We start from the raw sequence: 22741 nt of genomic DNA on the forward strand, positions 1-22741 counted from the left end.
GTTTTAGCCCATTCCACTCATTCTGCCTACTTCCATCCATTTAATCCAGCTTCCTGCCGGTTATCCTTTCATATGCCTCTACATACTTCGCCTCTGTCTTCTTTACCACATCTTCAGGCAATTCAGGCGCAGGCGGCTTTTTATCCCATTTGACAGCTTCAAGATAATCCCTTAAGTACTGCTTGTCAAAGCTTTTTTGCGGTCTTCCGGGTTCATACTCATCCATAGCCCAGAACCTTGAATTGTCAGGTGTAAATATTTCATCTGCTATTACAAGCTCTCCATCCAGCATACCGAATTCAAACTTTGTATCCGCCAAAATGAGGCCTTTGCTTTCAGCATGCTTACTTGCCTTATTATATAAGGCAATGCTTATATCTTTAAGCTTGTTGGCCAGCTCACTTCCGATTTTCTTAACCAGCTCGTCAAAACTGATATTTTCGTCATGCCCCTCAAGAGCCTTAGTTGACGGCGTAAATATAGGCTCAGGAAGCCTGTCTCCCTGCTTGAGTCCTTCAGGCAGTTTTATTCCACAGATACTTCCGCTTTTCTGGTAGTCTTTCAGACCTGAGCCCTCAAGATACCCCCTCACTATGCATTCAGCCGGTACCATCTCAAGCTTCTTAACCAGCATTGATCTTCCCTGAAGCTCCTTCTTATACTCCGAAAGTCCCGCGGGATACTGGCTTACATCTGAAGTAATAACGTGATTTCCGATTATATCCTTTGTATAGTCAAACCAAAACTCAGAAATCATGTTAAGTACATTCCCTTTATTAGGGATAAGATTCGAGAAAACAACATCAAATGCAGAAATTCTGTCCGTCACTACAACGAGCAGTTTGTCTTCCAGATCATAAACATTCCTTACCTTGCCTTTTATAAACAAAGGAAGGTTAATAAAGCTTGTGTCGTTGATCAGCATCATTTTCATCCTTTCGTAAATTGTTTTTATATATAATTTATATTACACCTTTTGTGGACATGACTCCTTCTATCCTCTCATCTACCTTTGTCGCCTCATCCAGAGCTCTGCCGAAAGCCTTATAAACAGCTTCTATCATGTGGTGGTTATTGCTACCGTACAATACCTTTATATGCAAGTTTAGTCCGGCATTAAATGCTACTGCTCTAAAAAATTCCTCCACAAGCTCTGTATCCATGTCCCCTACCTTGTCCTGGGTAAATTGCGCATCAAATACGAGAAACGGTCTTCCTCCGAGGTCTATTGAAACCATTGCCAGAGATTCATCCATAGGTACAAAAACAGTCCCATACCTTTTAATGGATTTTTTATCGCCCAAAGCTTCTTTTAGTGCCTGACCCAGTACTATTCCTACATCTTCCACCGTATGGTGCGCATCCACATACAAATCACCGGCAGCTTTGACATTCAAGTCAAAAAGTCCGTGCCTGGCAAACAGGTTCAGCATATGATCGAGGAAACCTACACCTGTTCCGATATCAGTCTTTCCACGGCCGTCAATATTAAGCGATAATACAATATCAGTTTCTCCTGTTTTTCGTCCAACCTCAGCAATTCTGCCCATAGCAACCTCCTGTATTGCGCTTTGCAGCTTTTTGTCCGCTTTAATTATACCAGACATATCCTGCACAATTCTACAAATTTATTTGATTATTTCCTTTAAAGCTTCTACCACCTTATTCATATCTTCATCAGTTCCTATACTCACTCTTAAGAAATTATCTATTCTGGGTTTTTTAAAATGTCTCACTAGTATTCCCTTATCCCTTAGTTCCTTGAAAATAACACCAGCATGTATCTCAGGATGACTGATGAAAATAAAATTTGCCTTTGAATCCGTTACTCTGAATCCTATAGAATTAAGTTCTTTAGAAACCCTTTCCCTGGTGTTTACTATTTTGGATACCGTCTTCCTGAAATACTCCTCATCCCTGAAGGCCTCAGTTGCTGCGATCAGTGCTATGCGGTCCAGAGTATAGGAATTGAATGAGTTCTTTATCCGGTCAAGGGCTTCTATCAGGTCTCTGTGTCCTAATGCAAATCCTATACGGAGTCCTGCAAGAGAACGTGATTTTGACAGTGTCTGTACGACCAGCAGGTTAGGATATTCATCAATCATACTTACTGCTGACTGCCCTCCGAAGTCGATATATGCTTCATCTATAATGACTACCCTGTCAGTATTTCTATTCAGTATATTCTTTATGGATGATATGTCCATACACTGTGCCGTAGGGGATTTGGGGTTGGATATTATTATGCCGCCGTTATCCTGGAAGAATTTATCTTCCGGAATACTAAAGTCCTCATCCAACTCCACGGTTTTATAATCTATATTGAACAAGTCCGAATACACAGGATAAAAAGTATATGTAATATCCGGAAAAAGTATGGGCTTGCCTGGGTTAAAAAACGCCATATATGCAAATGCTAGCACTTCATCGGAGCCATTGCCTACAAAAACCTGCTCTTTCTTCAGCTTATGATACTCCGCTATTGTTTCGCGCAGCCCGTTGCAATCCGGATCAGGATACAGGCGCAGACTTTCATCCGCAGCTCTCTTTATACTTTCGATGACTTTTGGTGACGGCGGATAAGGATTTTCGTTCGTATTAAGCTTGATATATTTTTTATCCTTTGGCTGTTCCCCGGGAACATATGGTTCTATACGCTTTACAAGCTCACTCCAGTATTTACTCATAGGTATATCACCTCTCAAATTCACTGATTTTCTCAATATATTTTAACAATTGGGATTTTCACTCAAATACTCCAGTATTGTCTCGTATACTTTGTCTTTATATGATAAGTTTTCAGGCAGTTGTTTAAAACACTCAACCTTTCCCATTTCACTCCACTCAGGCTTTTCAACCAGGTTTTCGACTCTGGCGGTAAAAATAGCTGCTTTCTTCTTCTTCCCTGGTTTTTTTATAGTATAGTACCCTATAAGCTTCATTTTCTCAAGTATGATACCTGCTTCCTCATATGCTTCTCTTTCAATGCACTGTTCTGGTGTTTCGTCGGCTTCTCTCTTTCCGCCAGGAAACTCCCATGACTTCCGGCGTTTATGAAAGGACAAGATAAAGCCGTCTTTATAATAAGGAATCAGTATTGCGCCCATACAGTCCTTAACATCAGTTGGTGAAATATTACCAAGTATTACACTGACATCTCCTCTGGGACCCTTCAAATGGGTTTCACGGGTGTGTTCGTCCATTTATTTTTCAAACCTCACTCTTATGGCGTTGGCGTGTGCCGTCAACCCCTCAGCTTCCGCAAACAGTATTACATCATCCCTTACCTTTTCCAATGCTTTCCTTGTATATGATATCACACTCGACTTTTTAATAAAATCGCCTACATTCAGCGGTGAAAAGAATCTTGCTGTCCCGTTTGTAGGCAATACATGATTCGGTCCTGCAAAATAATCTCCCAAAGGCTCTGAGGCATAATGTCCCAGAAAGATAGCCCCTGCATTTTTTATACTTCCAAGCATGTTAAAAGGTTCTTCTACGCATAACTCCAGATGTTCGGGTGCAATATCGTTGACTATTTCCGCCGCTTCATCAAGATTTTCAACGATTACTATGGCACCATATTTTCTCAGAGATTGCATAGCAATCTCTTTTCTGGGAAGCACCGCTACCTGTCTTTCCAGCTCGTAAATCACTTCATTTGCAGTTTTCTCAGATGTTGTTACAAGAATAGAAGAGGCCAGTGTATCATGCTCTGCCTGTGACAGAAGGTCTGCCGCTACAAACGCAGGGTTGGCACTTTCATCTGCAACTACAGCTATTTCACTTGGGCCTGCAATAGCATCAATATCGCAATACCCGTAAACAATCCTTTTTGCCATAGTAACATAAGCATTCCCCGGACCTACTATTTTGTCAACCTTTGGAACTGTGTCCGTACCAAAAGCCAAAGCTGCAATTCCCTGAGCTCCGCCTGCCTTGTATATTTCATCTACTCCTGCTTCCCTGGCGGCAACCAGTACCGCAGGATTTATGCCGTTTGTCTTGGGAGGTGTAATCATTACTATTTTCTCTACACCCGCGACCTTGGCAGGAACTATATTCATCAAAACAGAGGAAGGATATGCTGCTGTCCCTCCCGGCACGTATACTCCCACCACACTTAGAGGTCTGTACAGCTGCCCCAGTATGACACCATCACCTTCAGTTGTAAACCATGAGTTTTCTTTCTGCTTTTCATGAAAACTACGGATATTCTCTTTAGCTCTTCTTATAACTCCGATAAGCTCCTTATCTACACGCTTATACGCCTCATCAATCTCCTGTTCCGTAACCTTAAGCATATCCGGTGTCATATCAACCTTATCAAACATACCGGTGTAGTCAAGCAGAGCTTTGTCTCCATTAGCCTTCACATTGTTTACTATATCTTCAACACGTTTTAGTATATCTCCAAGCTCAAACTGGCTTCTTTCACTCAATTTTTTATATAAAACGCTTCCATCGCTGTTTCTCAAATCAATTTTCTCTATCATTACTACCATTCCTTTCATAACTCTCAGGACACAAGCTGTAGAACAAATCCTGTGTGTAGGGCCGCTGTTTTTATGCCTGTTCCTTCGTCTTTTCCAGCTGCGTTCTTACGCCGTCGATAATTCTGTTTATTCTCTCGCTTTCCATCTTCAGGCTTACCCTGTTTACAACCATTCTTGCGCTTATGTCGGCTATAGTATCCAGTACGACAAGTCCGTTTTCCTTTAGGGTCCTTCCACTTTCAACAAGGTCTACAATTACCTCTGACAGCCCTACAAGGGGCGCAAGCTCCACAGAACCGTTAAGCTTGATAACTTCAATGGATTCACGTCTTTTATGTTCAAAATACTCACGCGCTATTCTGGGGTATTTTGTAGCGACCCTTTTATTATTCAGTTGATCCAGCCGTCCCTGCAGTGCTGCCGGTCCTGCGACCACCATCCTGCACGCAGCAAAACCAAGGTTTAGCACCTCGTACAGATGTCTTCCTTCTTCAAGCAAGGTATCCTTTCCTACTATACCGATATCCGCAGCCCCGTATTCTACATATGTAGGTACATCCGCAGGTTTCGCGAGAAAAAACTTGATCTTGTTCTTTTCATCGGTAAGTATAAGCTTTCTTGATGAATCCTTCAGTTCTGAACAATCAATGCCTATGGCCTCGAAAAGCTCTATAGATAAGTCAGTCAGCCTTCCTTTAGAAAGTGCAATAGTTAAATACCTCATGATTCCCCTCCAGTTCTATTTCCAAACTGTACCGCAGCCTGTCATTTGCTTGTCAGCTCGGTTACGCTTGTACGGTCCACTTCCCCGGTTTCTATATTGTGTACCTCGATGTTGTCTTTATCCAGTATATATATTATCCCGCCTATTCCCTTACTTTTTGCATATTCTTTCACATTAAGTATATCACCATTTGTTATGCTCATTTCTACCTTCAGGCCTTGTGCACGAAGCTCTTCACAAACCTCAAACGCAGTTTTCCTTCCATCCTCCTTATAGCTTATCATACTGTCTATCTGAGGCCTCTCTGTTTCAATCTTCTGCCTGTCTATAGCCATCATAACCATGTTTATTCCTAATGAAAATCCTGTTGCAGGACATTTCATGCCAAATTTGTCAACAAGACTGTCATATCTTCCTCCGCTCAGGATAGGAAATCCTACCCCATAGGTGAACCCTCTAAAAATAATGCCCGTATAGTAATTCAAACTTTGAACCATGCCCAGGTCTACAGATACGTACTTACTGAGTCCATAATCATCAAGGATTTTCAATACCTGCCTCAGATTTTCAAGAGCATCCAGCGATCTTTTATTTATGTTTATCTTTTCAACCCTGTCAATGACATCGATCGAACCAAACAACCTCGGAAGGCTTAATATCAACTCTTTGAGGTCATCCCTGATATTATGCGCCTTTACCAGTTCTTCAATACCGAGATAATCCTTCTTGTCTATGAGAATTCTCATCTGCTCTATGTCCTGTGCGGAAAGCCCCGTCTCTTCCATAAGTCCCTTGAAGAATTCCACCTGGCCGATGTCTATCTGGAAGCTTTCGAGTCCGGTTGACCTAACGGCTTTTATGGCTGAAGCTATAACCTCAGCGTCAGCCTCCGGATTACTTGCTCCTAATATTTCCAGCCCTGCTTGTGTAAACTCCTTCTGTTTACCGCCTCCAAGCTCGTTATATTTGAATGCATTACCCAAATAGAAGATTTTCATGGGGAATTGCGCTTCTTTGTATTTGGTCGCAACCATTCTTGCTATGGGAACAGTTATATCCGGTCTCAGTACCAGTATTCTGCCCTGCTGGTCAAAAAATTTGAACATTGTTTCCTGTGGCGTAAGTTCAGTATCAGAAGAGAAAACGTCATAAAACTCCAGCGTGGGGGTTTCCACCTCACAATATCCGCAGCTTCTGAAATATCTTCTGATGCTCTCCTCAAGATTCCTTTTTATAAAACATTCTTCAAACAATATATCCTGTACACCCTCAGGCGTATATATCTTCCACTTACCCAAAACGAGCACCTCACTTTATCGCTTTATCATGTTAAAGTAGTAAATTAATGAATTAAAATAATTATAATGTGATTTTTTTCCCTTGTCAATAATATACCACAAAAATGAATAAAAAAAATGACCCCCGTTTTGATACAGGAATCATCTTTTATATCATAACCTCTTTATAATACTATTCCAGGTGCAAGCGTCCTTTCCGGCAGCAATTATACCTGCAATATCCTTTAATGCTATAAACTGTCACCTGATTTGCGCTTCATACCCATCGGGATTAATTCTGAAATCATCGGATTCACCTGTTATGAAACCTTTCATATATGCAGCCTTGCCCTTTACACTATCCAGTATGCTCTCCTCGACATCCCAACTGAATTCTATTGATTTTCCCGGCTCAATGACAGTCTCCGTCAAAGCCATTATGAAAAGTTTATCTGAAGACCATCTGTATAGAACCTCTTTATTTGAATCAAGCAAAGCAAAGTCAAACTTTTGTCCCGAGGAATGCTTGATGGTAACAGGGGTTTCTGAATTGTTTACAATCATAAGCTTCAGCTTTAAGCTGTCCTCGCCTTTTTCTGCTACAGGTACTACCTGTACTTCCTCACTGAGCGACTTCAATACGTTTAGCAATCTGTAAGTTACCATTACAGCTTCAGACCTTGTAGTTTTATGTTCCGGATGGAACATGTTTTTTCCTTTTCCCAATACAAGCTTCAGTAGCTGAGCCTTAATAAAATCGTTTTTATATGCAGGATTTATTTTATCTGCATCAGCAAAAGGCTCAGGCATCATTTTAATGAGCGAATAGTTTCCTCCTGTCTTATACTCCAGTGCATTAATAATGTAGTGAACCATCTCATCTCGGGGCAAAGTATCATTGGGCCTGAACTTACCCTTGTAGTCGATTATATTCGCTGTTACCAGGTCAATCAGTGCAGATGCGTAAATATCCTCATTCTTCACGTCTTCGAAGTAGTCTTTGACATCTGGAGCTTTAAAATACATAATCTGGATTCCGAGCGCCTTATGAAGCATCATCACGAATTCACTTCTCGTAATAGCTTTACCTGGAGTGAATTTACCGCTTTTGTCGGCAAAAATGCTTTTGTCGGCTACCTGGTTTATTGCTTCCTCTGCCCAATGCTTGTCGATGTCGGTAAACTTCTTATCAGTCGCCTTGCTGTCCCCAGCTTCCTTTGCAAATGCTAAAGTACTGGAAGAAATAACTGCTAAGATCAGTATGAATGCGATAATAATTTTCTTCATATAAATACCTCCAATCAATAAGTAAACCACATATCTTGTTATCAGAAACCAGTGTTTTATTCTAAAAGCAAGTTCATCATTTAAAATCTTTAAGCGCGCCTGATATTAAATGGTTAAAGAGAATTCTGTACTTTAATTCTCTCTATTTATTCTCTTTGTTTATTAGACTTATAGTAAGGCTATTTGTTCCGTAAAGTCATGTTAAGAAATTATTACATCCTTAAAATAATAAAAAACAACTGCATATGCAGGTTTAACCGCACGTGCAGCTGTTAATCGTAGAGTTACAGAAACATTCAATCAAAGTTATTGGATATTGCCGTTTACTTTATACTTTCAAACTGCAAAATCTCCAATGCCCTTTTAAAAGTAGTTGCCTGGTTTAGATCATATATGCCGGCTTTGATTTTCAAACCGTTTTCCTTCATATATTTCGCTAGTGATTCCCTTTCTTTCTTATCCAGCAGATCAATTTTTTCGACCGTTCTATAATCTGCTGTCTCACCGCTTTTTACCTCCAGGCGAAAGTGCTTGCCAATTTTCATTTCGTTTTTAGGCTTGAACAAGCCACTAAAATTCATAAACAAAATACCTCCGGCAATTGAAACTATGAGGATTATAGCTAATAGTACTCTCTTTTTCAACTTAACATCTCCGTTCAATCCAGGCTATGCGGATCTTATTCGCTGCCGGGTGTAATGAAGTCACCTGTTGCTCTGATATCCTCACCCGCATCAGCCGGTGTATACCCGTTCAGATCCTTCAAAAGATAATCTGCTATTGTTCCCTTGCCCGGTACGAGCTTTGGCAGTCCGTTCTCAACAATGGATTTGGTGTTTGGAGGCAGTGTCCAGTTGTGCTGCGACGTAGGCGAAGCAATACCAATACTCTGCAGAGCTTGTACCGCAACTGTCGTACAGTTGTTTGTCACCATATTATAGTCGCCGTTATAATTTATCATGAAATTGTATACTTTTTCTGCCTCTTCTGTAGTTATTTTATACTTTTTGCCTATATCCCACAAGCTTGTATTATCATCTCTTACTTCTCCATCCACGTCTGTCTTTAAAAGAATTTCTTTTTGGGATAGAGCATTTTTAGGCCAGAAACCCTTATAGTATATACGTCCGTCACCAAAATCCACCCGAATAAATGTATGACCTACAGAACGCGCACTGTTAAAATCAATAACAGTCCTGGTTCCCGGTACGGGCTGCTCTACCAATATTGCAACCGTAGGCTGCTTGATGATTTTGAAATCAGAAACTACTACTCCTGAATCAACGATCATATCTCCTACATCAGAAACAAGGACGCTTAATGTAACAGCTTTACCTTCATAGGCAGAAACATCAACTTCGACCTTTATTTCATCTGTGGATCCGTTAAACCCGGCTACACCAGCCTTCCATACCGATGTGTTCAGATTGCCCTTAGCCAGTACTTTAGCGCCTCCGGGGGTAATGAGCTTCACTATGTAAGAATCATTAAACTGTGAGCCGTACCATGTAGGCCATTCATTGGAAACAAACTTTATCCTGCCTACAAGCTTCGCTGCATCTTTTTCAACCTTAAAAGTCTGCTGTAGTGTACCGTCAGCAACAGAATTCCCTGCAGTAGTTACTATGGCCGAATACCCTGGAGTGGCAGCAGCTAACGCCTGGACCGGTTCTTCTGCAGCAGCAAAAGACTGGACAGATTCTGCTGCCTTAAAGCTTTCGTTTTGTTCAGCCGCAAATTCTGACCTGGTAATTGTGCCTTCATCAGAAGTGCTTTCAGCCTGCGGTATTACACTTGTAAAAAATGCAGGGTCCGGTACTTCTTCCTGTTTCTCATCTACCTGTGGTTCCGGCGGAGTATCTTCATCAATGACAGGAGGATACTCTTCCGGAAATACCTGCTCTTTAGGTACGATGATAACATTGCTTGACGCTTCCCAACCATCCAGAGTCCCGGATGAGAAATCCCCATTTGTCAGCTTTTCCTGGATAACTATCGGTTTTTTTATAGTAATCTGTACAGAATTATGAGTTACATATGGAGTGATATAGGATATCTCCGTTCCGGAAGCAGCTGAAACCGGGTCAAATGCAGTTACCATGCAAGAACCGTCTGTAGGCAGTCCCAGGAGGCTGAAATCCCCATTTTCATTAGTAGTTGTTGTAGACTTTGCATTGCTTTCTGCAAATTGGAGAGTAACTACAACATTGGCTGCTGTTTCTCCCGTATCAAATTTTACATTTCCCGTTACATTTCCGGCACCGGGAGTGGTCATAATTAAAACAAAGTCAGCTTTGAGCTCCGATTCATTGATAAAACCGTCTATTGAACCTGAATAATTTTCATTAGTTGCAGTAATTACGAAATTTTCGTTTACTGGTAAGTTATCAAAAATGACAGCTCCTGATTCGTTTGTGGTCCCCTGGTAGGTTGCCCCGGTGCTTACAACCGTGAGTGTAACACTTGAGCCGTTCAGAACGGTATTATCAGGAAGTTTAGTGATAACTGTAGCTGTTCCCGTGACCGGTATCAGAGTATCAGCTGCATACTGGATTTTAGCTGCGGTAGCATCAACGACCCATATTGTATCCGATTTATCAATATTTACCCCTACAGGGCTTGTAAACAATCCTGCTGTAGTACCTTTTCCAGCAAATGTGAAATTATTGTTTACACACTTTATATAACCTGATTGCCGTTCAGCGGCAAAAACATTTCCTAAGCTGTCTACACCCAATCCATACGGATAATTTGCAGAAAAACTACTTAAATACGAAAAATCTTTATCAAAACTCTGTACACGGTTATTGAAGGTATCACTTACCCATATATTATCCTCATTATCAATAGCCACATCATAGGGAGCTTTAAATTGTCCTTCTGCTGATCCGTTCATTCCAAAGGCTTTCCATGTTGCAGAAGCATCAGAGTTGTCAAACACACTAATACGATGATTATAAGTATCTGCTACATAAACTACATTTCCTTTTACGTACACACCCATCGGCTTGTTGAACTGAAGCGGACCATTTCCTGAAATGCCGCCCCATACCTGCCATTCATCTGCTTCTATGGTTCCATTGGCATTATCATCCTTGAACCTTACAACCCGGTTGTTGTACGTATCAGCAACATAAACACGGTCTTGTCCATCAGTTGCTATACCACTTGGCTTGTAAAACTTCCCTACTTCAGAGCCATAAGTTCCGTAAGCTGTCAAAAACTTACCCGACTTATCAAACTTAACAATACGGTTATTGCCAAAGTCCGATATGTACAGGTTTCCGTTCGAGTCGACAGCCGAATCTGTCGGTCCATTGAACGGGGCGTTATTCCCAGTCACACTAAAGTATGAAAAATTAAGCTCAGGTTGAATATTCGGAACAGAATCTGAATCTATTCCCAAATCACTGGCAAACAAAATATTGCCGGGTAAAAAAACAGTTGTCATCAAAATAAAAACCAAAAGACTGACCAAAATTTTTCTTATTGCCCTATACCTCACTGAACAAGCCTCCTTTCCAATTTTCACGACCCGTATATTTCCGGTCCGTATTCGGGGTATGCCCCATCAAAATTCTCTCCAACCCACCCATTTTGGGTAAAATCCTCGAATTTCCCCAATTCTTTCAGAACCGGAACTTCATACTCTTTCTTTTGCATACTAATACTCCTTTCACCTAAACTTTTTGGAATTACTTATTTCTTGGAATTCACTATTATTTACAAATAATTCCATATATGTTATATTATATATACGAGAATTCCCATTGTCTAGTACGCGCAGTAATATAATTTATTTCCCTGCTTCTGCTATATAAATGAAATCAGTTAAAGGAGTATACAAATGAAGATTGTTGTCGAAAAGGAGATCATTAAGACACGTTTGGATGATGAAATGGCAATACTCAACCAAAAGAATGGAAAGTATTTCAGTCTGAACAAAACCGGAATACGTATATTTGAACTTCTGCAGGAATGCGGAGAGACGGAAAAAGTCATTAATATAATGCTTGATGAGTATAGCATAGACGAAAGTCTATTAAGACGCGACTTTGACAATATTATGTCTCAAATGTTGAAAGCAGAACTGGTGGTGCTGTCTTGAAAGCCATTACAGGCTTCCTTAAACTTTCACATCCTCAACGTTTAGTCGCTTTAAGGCTTTTATGGTATATTATCCGTGCTGAATTTATTCTCCGGTTTATTCCTTATGCCACTGTGCAAAAAATTGTCTTTACAAAAAAGCCTTTACGCCGCCCCTCTTCTCCTGAACCGCTGCATACTCTGAACTGCCATTTAAGATTATTGGACATGGTATGCAGGAACCTTCCATGGATTCCCACTTGCTTGCGAAAAGCAATTGCATTACATGATTCACTGGCTGCACATGGTATAGATTCAACTATCAGAATCGGGGTCTGCCGCATACAAGGCAATCTGTCTGCCCATGCGTGGCTGGAATGCTGCAACCTGGAAGTGCTTAAAAACGGGACATATAGCTCACTATACTGATTTGAAAGCTGTACATATCCAACCATGGAGGGGTACTATGCAAAAAAATGGATATAAAATTCCTATCTACCGTGCATTCGGACTCAACATACAATGTGAACTGCCATCAGCACATACCTTTGGTATGGCCTGTGCGGGACAATCAGTTCCTGACGTTACCATACGTGTTTCAGATGTACCTGTTGATCTGGAAAATGTATTTTATAAAGACAAGTTCATATCGGCATCTAGCGGGTGTATTCTGCTAAAAATAGAGGGGATTGCCCGTTATCTTATTCGTGATGGGAAAGAAATTATTATACAAGTTGAGCCTGATGCTAGGGAAGGTGATGTAGCGACTTTTGCTTTCGGCTCCGCTTTGGGTACACTTTTATACCAACGCGGAATATTAGCCTTTCATGGCAGTGCTGTCCTGACTCCAAAAGGTGCTGTTATATTCACGGGTGAAAAAGGCGCAGGCAAGTCTACAACAGCTGCTGCCTTAAATGCAAAGGGACTGGATTTTATGTCCGACGATGTATGCGCTGTATATATAGAAGACGGTAAACCTATTCTTTACCCAGGCCTCTCACGGGCAAAGTTATCCATAGACAGCTACTCCCATATTAAAGGGTACGAGCCTGCTGAATCCCCCTTGTCTCCTGTATTGAAGAAGTATGGTGTTTCCTTCGGAAGCTGTATGAAGCCATCTCCTCTGCATGCGATTTGTGTTCTGGAAGCTGCTGTGGATAAGCCGGCGATTCGGAAGGTAAGTGGCGTCGAGCGCCTTTCATTATTATCCCGCCATATTTACCGCCCTTTGATTTATAAGCTTATAGCGCCTCCTTCGTTGCAATTCAGTCAATGCTCTGCCGTTTCAGCCAATGCGATTGCCATGCGTATTTATAGACCTGCCGATTACTGCATGATGGAAAGCTTTTTGGAACTGCTCCTGAATGCAGTTTTAGCTTAGTAATATACTTTTCCAAACTCCAAAGGAACTGTCATGTCAAAGTCTGTATCAAAGGAAGCGAGAAAAAGTCCTGCCGACAATCCTGGGAGAAGGATTCTCGAGCAGTCTTTCATTATATCAAATCCGGTTTCTCCTTTTATTATCCTTTGAAGTATAAGACGCATGTTAGCTATATTTAGCAGCCCGCATGCAAGTAGGGAGGATTCTATACACGCTATCGCCTGCAAAACATGGTGTCTGAAATTCCGTACCCTCGGAACAATATCTGAAGACTGCTGTCCCCTGTGCTTATTCAGCCTCACCTCATCAGGCAATATCCCTTCCATTCCGATTCTCATCATACGCCTGTCCATACCATCCTGAAAAAACATACTGTCAGGCAGGGAAAGAAGAAATTCCGTCAGCTTTATATCCATTGTAGGATCACGCACCTCTACTCCATTCCAGTAACTGTTGTGATACCATATATCAAAGAGGTTCATATTTACCTCTGCTATACTGGCGTGATCAACACTGTTTGTATCCTGTACACAGCCTGTACAAGACCTGAATAACTCACTGGATACAAACTGGAGATTCAAAAGAGGATATTCCTGTTTTACACTATATCTACAGTCGTGTATAGTTTTCCTTATCTTTCTCATGGTTCTTCCGCTCTTCTGCCTAACAAGTCTTAAATAATCCTTCCACGGGGTGTGGGGATAGTACTTCCACTTCGGTAAAAGTGTTATTTTGTGGGGAGACCATGAAACTGTACTATTTCCAAACTGGCCTGTCAGTAGTACACTGCAACCAGATTCTGCAGCCAGTGTAAGTATTTTATCTATCCAATATTGATTTGCAGCTGACACCTGAGGTCTTCCAGTACGAAGTATCTGCATCCTGATCGACTCAATAGGACTTACGCCTGCAGCATCTACTATTGTATGCCGGACATTTCCTTCCGCTGATATGGCTTTGGAAGCCAGAGTTCTCTCATCAGTAAGCCAGGAGCCAAAGGAGCATGCCTCATCAGGGTAACGTGGTGCCGCCGTCCATGTATGCAGAACCTTTCCATAAGGAATTAGTCCTCGTGCCGCCAATACACATACTGAAGACGAATCCAATCCTGCACTAAGCGTAGCACCAACTTCCGACTGACTCCTCAAACGTTTTTTGACAGCCTCGCTATAAAGTACTGAAAATCTATCAACAGCTTCCCTTTTATCCTTTATCCTGATTTGCCTTACTTGTGAGGGCCTCCACCAGACATGTTCATGTATCCTTCTATGTTTTACATCAATTCGGGAAGCAGGTAGGAGCTGGCTTATACCCTTCCAGCAGGTAGCCTCCGGAGCCAGCGGTACAGCGCATAACATCTGGGTAATAACCTGTATATCCGGTTCATGCGGTATGCCGGGTAACCCAGCAAGCGAGCCCGGGTGTGTTGCAAAGGCCAGAAACTCATCTCCACGAAAAAAGTAGAGGGAAGAATGTCCCCATGATCTGGCCAGCAGCAGCTCCATGCTTGAGCTGTCATAAGCTGCAAGCATCCAATCCCCTTCAATACGCACCGGTGCATCTGCACCCCACTTCTGCCAGGCAGCCCACATGAGTTGCAAATCTGTTGCATTATGACTGCAAGCCAGTTCTTCTATCAGCTCTTCCCTGTTGTAAAGCGAGCCGGCTCCTGCCAAAATCATATCCTCTCTCCCGATAGTAATCATATCCAATCCTGCATTTTTTGTACTGACAGGGATAGCTGCCGCAAGAGCAAGCGCACCACATATCTTCAGTTCAGTATATAAGCCTTCAGGCATATGCATGTTCTGCAGCAGCACTTTAGCATCGTCTATAGAAGCTTTATAGCCGTCAAAGTATATTTTTCCAGTAAAACCAGCCAGCATTTCCATCTCTCTTTTCTTGGGTAGCAAACTTCATAGTCATCTTGTTCATATCAATATTCTTAAGCATTATATCACCATTGGGATTAATTGTAAACTTATACAATAAATGCTCATGCAATTTACCACTGCATGAGCATCTATACCCCTTACTCAACCTATCTTGTTTAAATTCGCAAAAGCAGCCATAAGCCTTTTCATTCCAGCCTTCTCAAATTGGATTTCAAGCTTGAAGTCGTCTCCTTCTTTTTCAACTGAAGTTATTTCTCCTACACCAAATTTTTTATGCTCAACCTTATCCCCTGCAGCAAAACTCAAACCGGCCGGCGTTGGCTTTGAAACAGGGCTTGCTACAATTGAAGGTCTGAAGGATTTCATCTGAGCCTGATTACCGATACCAGCTCCTGTATTGATTATGCTGTCAACACTTCTTCCGAAGACTGGCTTTGCAGCCCCCAAACCACCCATCTGGCTACTTCCCGGCCTGCTGCCAAAGCCGGTTTCTACTCTGTTTTCTTTTATTTTATTAAGGTCATCTACAAGTTCAGCAGGAATTTCCTTCAGAAATCTGGAAGCCTTGTTATAAGTCGTGTTACCAAACAGAGTCCTGCTGAATGCATTTGTCAAAAAGAGCTTTTCCCTTGCACGGGTAATTCCCACATAGCAAAGTCTTCTCTCCTCTTCGACTTCATTTTCGTCCAGCATGGATCTATATCCGGGAAAAACCCCTTCCTCAAGACCGACCAGGAATACTACAGGAAATTCAAGACCTTTTGCACTATGCAGTGTCATAAGGATTACATTGTCTGCATCCGGATCAACATTATCAATATCTGCTACAAGAGATACATTTTCCAGGAAGCCCTCCAGGGTGTTTTCCATATCTCCTCTTGCCTCAAATTCCAGCGCTCCGGAAATTAATTCCTTAATGTTTTCTATTCTCGTACGGGATTCAGGTGTATCTTCATCTTCCAATTCTTTCAGTATGCCTGATTGTCCAATCACCTCACTAATCAGTTCCGATACCTTCATACTCTCTTTCAAAGCTCTGAATTTTGATATAAGCAATACAAAGTTCTGCAATTTTCCTGCCGCTCTCTGTAAGTCCGGAATTTCATCAGCAGACGAAATAATTGCAAATATACTGCAGCCACGTTTGTTTGCTATATCCTCAGCTTTACCCAGAGTAGCATCACCTATTCCCCTCTTTGGAACATTGATGATTCTCTTCAGGCTTATGTTATCCGCAGGATTTTGTATTACCCTGAGGTATGCTATTACATCCTTGATTTCTTTTCTATCATAGAATCTCAGGCCTCCGACTATTTTGTAAGGGATGCCTTCCTTCATAAGCGTATCTTCTATAACACGGGACTGGGCGTTCACCCTGTAAAGTATGGCAAAATCCTTATATGACTTGTTATCAAGCCTGCTGAGTTTTTGGATCTCATTGCCTACAAAGAACGCTTCATCATGCTCGTTATTTCCCTGGTATAGCTGGATTTTGTTTCCTTCGGTATTATCAGTCCACAGACTCTTGGTCTTTCTGCCTGTATTGTTCTTTATCACACTATTTGCCGCATCAAGTATAGTCTGGGTAGAACGGTAATTCTGCTCGAGTTTTATGGTTTTACATCCTTTAAATTCCTTTTCAAAGTCAAGAATATTCCGTATGTTAGCCCCTCTCCATCCGTAGATGGACTGATCATCATCTCCCACGACACAAAGATTTTTGCTTCCCTGTGCCAGAAGGCTGACCAAAGAATACTGGGCAGTATTTGTATCCTGATACTCATCTACAAGTACATATCTGAATTTTCTCTGATAAAATTCCAATACAGCAGGGTTGTCCAGGAAAAGCTTTATTGTACACATAATAATATCATCAAAATCCAACGCATTATTCAGCCGCAGCTTCTTCTGATAGAGCTCATATATAGCAGCAACCTTACTCATTTTAAAGTCTGATGCGTACATCTGAGTATAGGTTTTGGGTTCTATCAGTTCATCCTTTGCTCTACCTATCATATCAAGAACAGACCTTGGCGGAAAATTTTTATCATTAAGGTTAAGTTCTTTAAGACAATCTTTAACAACAGTCTGCTGATCTGCTGAATCATAAATAACAAAACTCTTGTCAAAGCCGATTTTATCTATATCACGCCTTAGCATTCTGACACACATGGAGTGGAATGTACTTACCCATATACTGTCACCCGCATCCTCTACCAGCTTTTCAATTCTTTCTTTCATCTCTCTTGCTGCTTTATTTGTAAAAGTGATTGCAAGAATACTGGCAGGATGCACACCCTTTTCCCGTATCAAATAAGCAATTCTGTGTGTAAGTACACGGGTCTTGCCTGATCCGGCACCTGCAAGTATCAGAAGCGGACCCTCTGTATGTAATACAGCTTCCTGCTGTGGTTCATTTAAACCCTTCAACAAATCCATATATACATCTCCAATGTAAAAATTAAATACCGGGAATATATGTTCGCGGCATTTATCATTATAGTAGATTATTTACTTTTTCGCAAATGAAAAAAATTAATTCTTCTTCCTATCCGGTTATTATCTTGTCAGCTATTTTGGCAATGGCATTACCCAACTTGCAGCTATTACTTTCAATCCAGTTTTGCGGAATCCAGAAACAATAGATTTTTTCCTTGTTCTTTTTAAGATATGAGTAGATTATTTGTACCTCATCCATTTCCTGTTGTCCAATCCTCCCGGAAGATTTTATATTGGTATTACGAAAGTGTGCAAGCAGCGATTTTTTAAGCAGTTCACTTATATCACCTACTTGTCTATCCGCAAGCGTTATAGTTTCCATACTCATCATTTTGTTGCCTTTTATAAAAAAGACCTTTACAGACATATTATCCATATTTTCCACACAAATTACATTCCTGCCCCTTTGTGAAGAATAAATCAAACCTTGCTTATACAGGACATGCCTTACACCATTGATATATTCCCTGTACCTGGCTGCTTTTTCAAAATCAAGTCTTTGAGCCGCAGCATTCATTTTCTGTTCTAAATCGATCACCGGCTTTTTATCATAGCCTTCCAGAAAGGATATGATCCTTTTTATGCAATCCTTGTATTCCTCATATGTGCCACCATTACAGCAAACTCCGAGACAAAGCTTTAATTCATGGTTCATACACCCCGATAGCCTTTTCCCAAATGATGCAGTAGTGCACTTTCGTATCTGAAAATATTCCTTAATAAACTCCACAGCCTGCTCAACCAGGTATACACTCGTGTAAGGACCGAAATACTGTGATCCGTCATCAGAAACCTCTGTAGAGATAAAAATTCTGGGGAACTCCTCGCTCAGACTCAGTTTAATGTACCTGTAGTTTTTTTCATTTTTCATCTGACTGTTATAAACAGGTTTAAATTCTTTAATAAGTTTACATTCTGTCAAAAACGCTTCCAGCTCTGTATCTGTGACGACTATATCAAAGTCATATATTCTGGGAATCATATTCTTTATTTTAGGGGCATGGTTTTTAGACTTTTGAAAGTATTGCGAAACCCTTCTTTTTAAGTTCTTTGCTTTACCGACATAAATAATATTGCTAGAAGTATCTTTCATCAGGTAAACACCGGGTTCTTCCGGTAAATTCTTGATTTTCTGCTTCAAGTCCACACACAATACTCCTTACATTTCAATCATATATGTCTATTCTCCTCATTAAAGGCTTCCGTTATAATGGGATAAAAAAACTGCAACCGAGGTTGCAGTTTTTTTGGCAGTTTAGAATTCCGGCTCAATCAAACCGTAATTTCCGTCTTTTCTCTTATAAACAACATTTACTGCGTTAGTATCCGCATTTGAGAATACAAAGAATTCATGCCCCAGAAGATTCATCTGTAAAACAGCTTCTTCTACATCCATTGGTTTTATTGCAAACCTTTTTGAACGTACAACCTTGAATTCATGCTCTTCAGCTATATCCTCTTTAATAGCAAAGTTATCAATCACAAAAGCTGTTTCGTGGAGTTTCTTCTCAAGCCTGGTTTTGTTTTTCCTTATTTGCCTTTCTAGAACATCAATTACTTTATCAATAGAAGCATACATATCATCATTTGCTTCTTCAGCCCTTAAAACAACTCCATTGAAGGGGATGGTAACCTCTAAAATCTGTCTGTTTTTTTGAACACTCATTGTTACATGAACTTCTGTACCCGGATTGAAAAATTTCTCCAGCTTCCCCATTTTTGAGATTACTTTTTCCTTTAATGCCTCGGTTACTTCAATATTTTTTCCGCTTACTATGAATTTCATATACGTCACAGCCCCTTTCATGTTACAAATAAATACTGTCAATTTAGAGAATACTACTTACAAAATTCGTAGAATTCTTTAATATTCTTACCCAAAACAAAAATTATAAAACACTGCTTATGCGACATTTTAAACAAGGATATATTTGATTCCAAGTAAGAATATTCTATTATATTATTATTCTACATTCAGATAATAAATCCTTCTATTTTATTATTCAAAAACCAAACTTATCGAAAAAATGCATATTTTATTCCATTATACCCAGGTTGAACCCTCGTAAATTGTAGTAAATATACCCGTAACTATATTAACAAAATTATGCACATTACTTCCACAAAACACCTGTTTTGTGTATATAAATTCTGTGGATAATGTGGATAAATCTGTGAATAACTTATTCAGGCTAATTTCAGGTGTGGATATTATTACAATATGAATGTACAAAATTACTATTTTATGTATACTAGATAAACAAAATATACTTATCTTCATATTATTGATATATCCTGTAAAATTGGCAGGTTCTGGAGTCTAATAGGAAAGTTAAGTCAGGGCTGATTACCCTAAACATTTATTCCACTTACATTTTATGGTAATATGTATTTTTTTCTATAACCTATCCACAAGGTGGTTTATCAATACTGCTTGTACCTTATGTATAAATTCGTATATATTAATAAAAGCCCTGTATATTCATACAGGACTTTCTGATATTAATAGATTATTCTTATTTACCGTTTGAGAAACACTCACTGCAATATACTGGCTTATCAAGGTGTGGCTTGAAGGGTACTTTTGTTTCCTTTCCACATTCAGCACAAACAGCTTCGTACATTTCTCTGTTTCTTTTTGCACCAGAATCCCTGTTAAATTGGGATTTCTTCAGGTCTCTGCATTCTTTACATCTCAAAGGCTCATTCTGAAAACCTTTTGATGCGTAAAATTCCTGCTCACGCGCAGTAAAAATAAAATCTTTTGAGCAATCCTTGCAAACCAGGGTTTTGTCTTCGAACATAGAATAAGTCGCCTCACTTCGTACAGCATATATTATATGCATAGAATAATTTTACCCATATACCGGATTAGTGTCTATATAGAAATAGTCAAAATATTTCCAATATTCCGGGCACTTATATATCGTATTATAAAAAAATGTCAATGTCAAGATTTTTACAACTCCTAAATACAGCTTAATAACCCGTTCATTTTCTGTAAACCTTAAAGTAATTACTTTTTATTATAATATCAGATATATCAACACCTCTGACAGCCTCATTCTTTTCGCTTTCACTGCCGGCCTTTCCGATATAATTCTTATTCGATAGTACTGCAAAGCTTTTATTCGTCTTTAACAAATTGCGCCCCAAAGCAGTATATATATACTCTTTTTCATCAACACCCATCAGGTAGGCAACAGTAGGCAGAATATCAATCTGTGATCCTATGGTTTTTACTATCTCTCCCTTCATCCCCTTACTATAAATAACAAAAGGAACTTTATAGTTATTCTCTAACCACCATTTTTCCTGGAGTTGTGCATCAGGTATTTCATTGGGGTAAAATTTATGCACACCACCATGATCTCCATATATGACAACCACGGTATCATCCAGAATTCCATTCTTGTCCAGGTTTGCTAGGAACACACCTATGTGCTTATCTGTATAATGCAGGCTCTGGAGATAGCCCCCCAATTTTGTATTGTTTATCTTTTCATCTATCGTCAGCTCCCTGTATTTTCCAGGTAAATCATATGGTGTATGTGTAGTCTGGGTTACCAAAAACAGATAGAATGGCTGCTTTTGCTTTAAAACAACAGGCCCGATCTGTCTTAGAAAGGAACCGTCGCTTAGCCCAAGACCGATTTTCTCATCCAAGTAGAAATAAGAAGAATCCATGCACTGATCAAACCCGAAAGAAGTTAAGGCATTCATCCAGTTCCAGTAGGAGCCCCTGTCCGGTTCTATTGCCAGCGTTGAATACCCTCTCGCTTCCAATAGACTGGGAAGAGAATTGTATGTATTATTTGGATACCTGAAAAATGTAGTCCCTCTCCTGATAGGATAGACTGAAGTATTTCCCAGAAGCATGGCATCCGAGCTTGTACCTCCTAGTGTCTGTTCATAAAAATTGGGAAAGTATATGCTGTTTCCAAGCAGTTTGTTTAAAGCTGGTGTTATTTCCTGCCCGTTGATCTTTTGGTTTACAACACAATTTTCAAGTGACTCCGTTTCAATAAATATAAGATTTTTACCTTCAAATATCCCCTTATACTTGTTATCCGGAAGGACTTCTTGTTTATCACGAAACCATTTTTCTATGCTTTCCACTTCGGCTGTACTTAACTTTACCGGCTGGCAATCACGCCAGTAAACATATATATCGAAAATATGATATCCGATAGGGGATAAGTTCAACATTGTCGTTCTGGGCGTCCAGCATACGGTAAAAAGAAATTTCCCTTTGTATTTTCTTTTAATATCGACATTGTAGTGACTATATGAAATGAATGCTGTTGATAAAACAAACAGTAGAACAAAAGCCAGTATACTCCTTCTTGAATTGTCCGCCAGATTTATTTTCTTTCTTATTATCTTAGCAAATAAAGGGATCAGTAGAATATCTGCAACAAATATAGCATCTGCAAAACGTACCATAGATAATATACTGTCCCCCAGATTGCCTATATTTACAAGGTTATCTTTGGAGTGTATAGAGATAAAAGCTTCAAAGGCACGGTAGTTCCATATGTCTACTAAAATAATAAATGTAACTAAGATATTTACAGCCATGCTGAATATCATCTTAAGCCTGGACCTGAAGAGAAATGCAAACGACAGTATTGCTGTAATGAAAGACAGGTATATGGGAAAAGACCAGATTAGTCTTACCGCTCTTATCAAGTCAATTTTTTCGCGGCTTTCACTGTATATTATTCCTATGAAGAATACACTTTTTACAAAGATTGAGATAAGTGTATAGTGCCAGAAGTAATCACCCACAAAGCTTATTGTATTTTTCTTTAACAATCCCTTAATATCCAGTTGTAAAGCAGCCATTGGAGCCTCCTCAATACTCATAATCAACTCTTTCCACATTTGCGCTCAATTTGCAATATTACTATTCCAAAAGACAACTGATTTATATTCTGGTATTTTATGCCTAAATAAATAAAAAGAAAGCCTCATGGTATATCCATGAGGCTTTCATATAAATCTGGCAGAGACCTACTTTCCCGGGGCGCTTCCACCCAAGTATCATTGGCACTGAGAAGCTTAACTGCCGTGTTCGGTATGGGAACGGGTGT

Annotated in this window: 20 protein-coding genes and 1 rRNA gene; 3 read left to right on the forward strand and 18 right to left on the reverse strand. The window is 40.0% G+C overall.

All coding sequences use genetic code 11. From position 1 onward, the window contains the following. Positions 1-40 precede the first annotated feature (40 nt). From N3I35_03690 to N3I35_03740, 11 genes are all read right to left on the reverse strand, one after another. Positions 41-925 carry a phosphoribosylaminoimidazolesuccinocarboxamide synthase gene (locus N3I35_03690; protein MCX8129187.1) on the reverse strand — a complete coding sequence of 295 codons (885 nt, stop codon included), beginning with the start codon at positions 923-925 and terminating at the stop codon, positions 41-43. A 37-nt stretch (positions 926-962) separates the two neighbouring features. Then, positions 963-1550 (reverse strand): imidazoleglycerol-phosphate dehydratase HisB, encoded by a 588-nt coding sequence (gene hisB / locus N3I35_03695; GenBank protein MCX8129188.1) that lies wholly within the window; start codon positions 1548-1550, stop codon positions 963-965. Positions 1551-1628: 78 nt separating this feature from the next. Beyond that, a complete protein-coding gene (gene hisC / locus N3I35_03700) occupies positions 1629-2687 on the reverse strand; it encodes a histidinol-phosphate transaminase (protein ID MCX8129189.1) in 1059 nt (352 codons plus the stop codon). A gap of 42 nt (positions 2688-2729) precedes the next feature. Next, positions 2730-3203, reverse strand: a complete 474-nt coding sequence (locus tag N3I35_03705) for an NUDIX domain-containing protein (protein MCX8129190.1) — start codon at positions 3201-3203, stop codon at positions 2730-2732. Then, positions 3204-4496: a histidinol dehydrogenase gene (gene hisD, locus N3I35_03710; protein ID MCX8129191.1), complete on the reverse strand. Its 1293-nt coding sequence runs from the start codon at positions 4494-4496 to the stop codon at positions 3204-3206. A 70-nt stretch (positions 4497-4566) separates the two neighbouring features. Then, positions 4567-5220 carry an ATP phosphoribosyltransferase gene (gene hisG / locus N3I35_03715; GenBank protein ID MCX8129192.1) on the reverse strand — a complete coding sequence of 218 codons (654 nt, stop codon included), beginning with the start codon at positions 5218-5220 and terminating at the stop codon, positions 4567-4569. Positions 5221-5261: 41 nt separating this feature from the next. Then, positions 5262-6518 (reverse strand): ATP phosphoribosyltransferase regulatory subunit, encoded by a 1257-nt coding sequence (hisZ, locus tag N3I35_03720; protein MCX8129193.1) that lies wholly within the window; start codon positions 6516-6518, stop codon positions 5262-5264. Between the two features lie 240 nt (positions 6519-6758). Then, positions 6759-7784 (reverse strand): S-layer homology domain-containing protein, encoded by a 1026-nt coding sequence (locus N3I35_03725; GenBank protein MCX8129194.1) that lies wholly within the window; start codon positions 7782-7784, stop codon positions 6759-6761. A 323-nt stretch (positions 7785-8107) separates the two neighbouring features. Then, complete coding sequence (locus N3I35_03730; protein MCX8129195.1) at positions 8108-8428, reverse strand: hypothetical protein; 321 nt, start codon at positions 8426-8428, stop codon at positions 8108-8110. 35 nt (positions 8429-8463) lie between these two features. Beyond that, on the reverse strand, positions 8464-11289 hold the full coding sequence (locus N3I35_03735; protein MCX8129196.1) for a carboxypeptidase regulatory-like domain-containing protein: 2826 nt from the start codon (positions 11287-11289) through the stop codon (positions 8464-8466). 23 nt (positions 11290-11312) lie between these two features. Continuing rightward, positions 11313-11447 carry a hypothetical protein gene (locus tag N3I35_03740; protein ID MCX8129197.1) on the reverse strand — a complete coding sequence of 45 codons (135 nt, stop codon included), beginning with the start codon at positions 11445-11447 and terminating at the stop codon, positions 11313-11315. A 184-nt stretch (positions 11448-11631) separates the two neighbouring features. On the opposite strand from N3I35_03740, the gene N3I35_03745 reads away from it, so the two are divergent. The 3 genes from N3I35_03745 to N3I35_03755 are packed head-to-tail and all read left to right on the forward strand — an operon-like array spanning position 11632 to position 13251. After that, entirely contained in the window at positions 11632-11892 is a 261-nt protein-coding gene (locus tag N3I35_03745) for a PqqD family protein (GenBank protein MCX8129198.1), read from the forward strand. Beyond that, on the forward strand, positions 11889-12299 hold the full coding sequence (locus N3I35_03750) for a lasso peptide biosynthesis B2 protein (protein ID MCX8129199.1): 411 nt from the start codon (positions 11889-11891) through the stop codon (positions 12297-12299). Before N3I35_03745 ends, N3I35_03750 begins: the two co-directional genes overlap by 4 nt. Before the next feature lie 37 nt (positions 12300-12336). After that, complete coding sequence (locus N3I35_03755) at positions 12337-13251, forward strand: hypothetical protein (GenBank protein ID MCX8129200.1); 915 nt, start codon at positions 12337-12339, stop codon at positions 13249-13251. On the opposite strand, the gene N3I35_03760 is transcribed toward N3I35_03755, so the two are convergent. The 7 genes from N3I35_03760 to rrf all read right to left on the reverse strand — a co-directional run. Next, a complete protein-coding gene (locus N3I35_03760; GenBank protein ID MCX8129201.1) occupies positions 13248-15137 on the reverse strand; it encodes an asparagine synthase-related protein in 1890 nt (629 codons plus the stop codon). The two genes, N3I35_03755 and N3I35_03760, sit on opposite strands and share 4 nt — an antisense overlap. A 150-nt stretch (positions 15138-15287) precedes the next feature. Beyond that, a complete protein-coding gene (pcrA, locus tag N3I35_03765) occupies positions 15288-17585 on the reverse strand; it encodes a DNA helicase PcrA (protein ID MCX8129202.1) in 2298 nt (765 codons plus the stop codon). A 109-nt stretch (positions 17586-17694) separates the two neighbouring features. Then, positions 17695-18792 carry a UvrB/UvrC motif-containing protein gene (locus tag N3I35_03770; GenBank protein ID MCX8129203.1) on the reverse strand — a complete coding sequence of 366 codons (1098 nt, stop codon included), beginning with the start codon at positions 18790-18792 and terminating at the stop codon, positions 17695-17697. A 108-nt stretch (positions 18793-18900) separates the two neighbouring features. Beyond that, positions 18901-19431, reverse strand: a complete 531-nt coding sequence (raiA, locus tag N3I35_03775; GenBank protein ID MCX8129204.1) for a ribosome-associated translation inhibitor RaiA — start codon at positions 19429-19431, stop codon at positions 18901-18903. A gap of 730 nt (positions 19432-20161) precedes the next feature. Beyond that, the gene (locus N3I35_03780; protein ID MCX8129205.1) at positions 20162-20449 is read right to left on the reverse strand and encodes a zinc-ribbon domain containing protein; all 288 of its coding nucleotides are present in this window, start codon (positions 20447-20449) and stop codon (positions 20162-20164) included. Between the two features lie 187 nt (positions 20450-20636). Then, a complete protein-coding gene (locus N3I35_03785) occupies positions 20637-22493 on the reverse strand; it encodes an LTA synthase family protein (protein MCX8129206.1) in 1857 nt (618 codons plus the stop codon). A 155-nt stretch (positions 22494-22648) separates the two neighbouring features. Then, positions 22649-22741: ribosomal RNA gene (rrf, locus tag N3I35_03790) — 5S ribosomal RNA — on the reverse strand; the annotation flags it as partial.

The organism is Clostridia bacterium (assembly GCA_026414765.1).
GTDB lineage: Bacteria > Bacillota > Clostridia > Acetivibrionales > DSM-27016 > SKW86.

What these genes read in the sequence shown, in the direction of transcription:
- N3I35_03705 (MCX8129190.1), bottom strand. Translation starts at nt 3,203, where the DNA reads ATGGACGAACACACCCGTGAAACCCATTTGAAGGGTCCCAGAGGAGAT.
- N3I35_03745 (MCX8129198.1), top strand. Translation starts at nt 11,632, where the DNA reads ATGAAGATTGTTGTCGAAAAGGAGATCATTAAGACACGTTTGGATGAT.
- hisD (MCX8129191.1), bottom strand. Translation starts at nt 4,496, where the DNA reads ATGATAGAGAAAATTGATTTGAGAAACAGCGATGGAAGCGTTTTATAT.
- hisB (MCX8129188.1), bottom strand. Translation starts at nt 1,550, where the DNA reads ATGGGCAGAATTGCTGAGGTTGGACGAAAAACAGGAGAAACTGATATT.
- pcrA (MCX8129202.1), bottom strand. Translation starts at nt 17,585, where the DNA reads ATGGATTTGTTGAAGGGTTTAAATGAACCACAGCAGGAAGCTGTATTA.
- N3I35_03785 (MCX8129206.1), bottom strand. Translation starts at nt 22,493, where the DNA reads ATGGCTGCTTTACAACTGGATATTAAGGGATTGTTAAAGAAAAATACA.
- raiA (MCX8129204.1), bottom strand. Translation starts at nt 19,431, where the DNA reads ATGAAATTCATAGTAAGCGGAAAAAATATTGAAGTAACCGAGGCATTA.
- N3I35_03760 (MCX8129201.1), bottom strand. Translation starts at nt 15,137, where the DNA reads ATGCTGGCTGGTTTTACTGGAAAAATATACTTTGACGGCTATAAAGCT.
- N3I35_03740 (MCX8129197.1), bottom strand. Translation starts at nt 11,447, where the DNA reads ATGCAAAAGAAAGAGTATGAAGTTCCGGTTCTGAAAGAATTGGGGAAA.
- hisC (MCX8129189.1), bottom strand. Translation starts at nt 2,687, where the DNA reads ATGAGTAAATACTGGAGTGAGCTTGTAAAGCGTATAGAACCATATGTT.
- N3I35_03780 (MCX8129205.1), bottom strand. Translation starts at nt 20,449, where the DNA reads ATGTTCGAAGACAAAACCCTGGTTTGCAAGGATTGCTCAAAAGATTTT.
- hisG (MCX8129192.1), bottom strand. Translation starts at nt 5,220, where the DNA reads ATGAGGTATTTAACTATTGCACTTTCTAAAGGAAGGCTGACTGACTTA.
- N3I35_03690 (MCX8129187.1), bottom strand. Translation starts at nt 925, where the DNA reads ATGCTGATCAACGACACAAGCTTTATTAACCTTCCTTTGTTTATAAAA.
- N3I35_03755 (MCX8129200.1), top strand. Translation starts at nt 12,337, where the DNA reads ATGCAAAAAAATGGATATAAAATTCCTATCTACCGTGCATTCGGACTC.
- N3I35_03725 (MCX8129194.1), bottom strand. Translation starts at nt 7,784, where the DNA reads ATGAAGAAAATTATTATCGCATTCATACTGATCTTAGCAGTTATTTCT.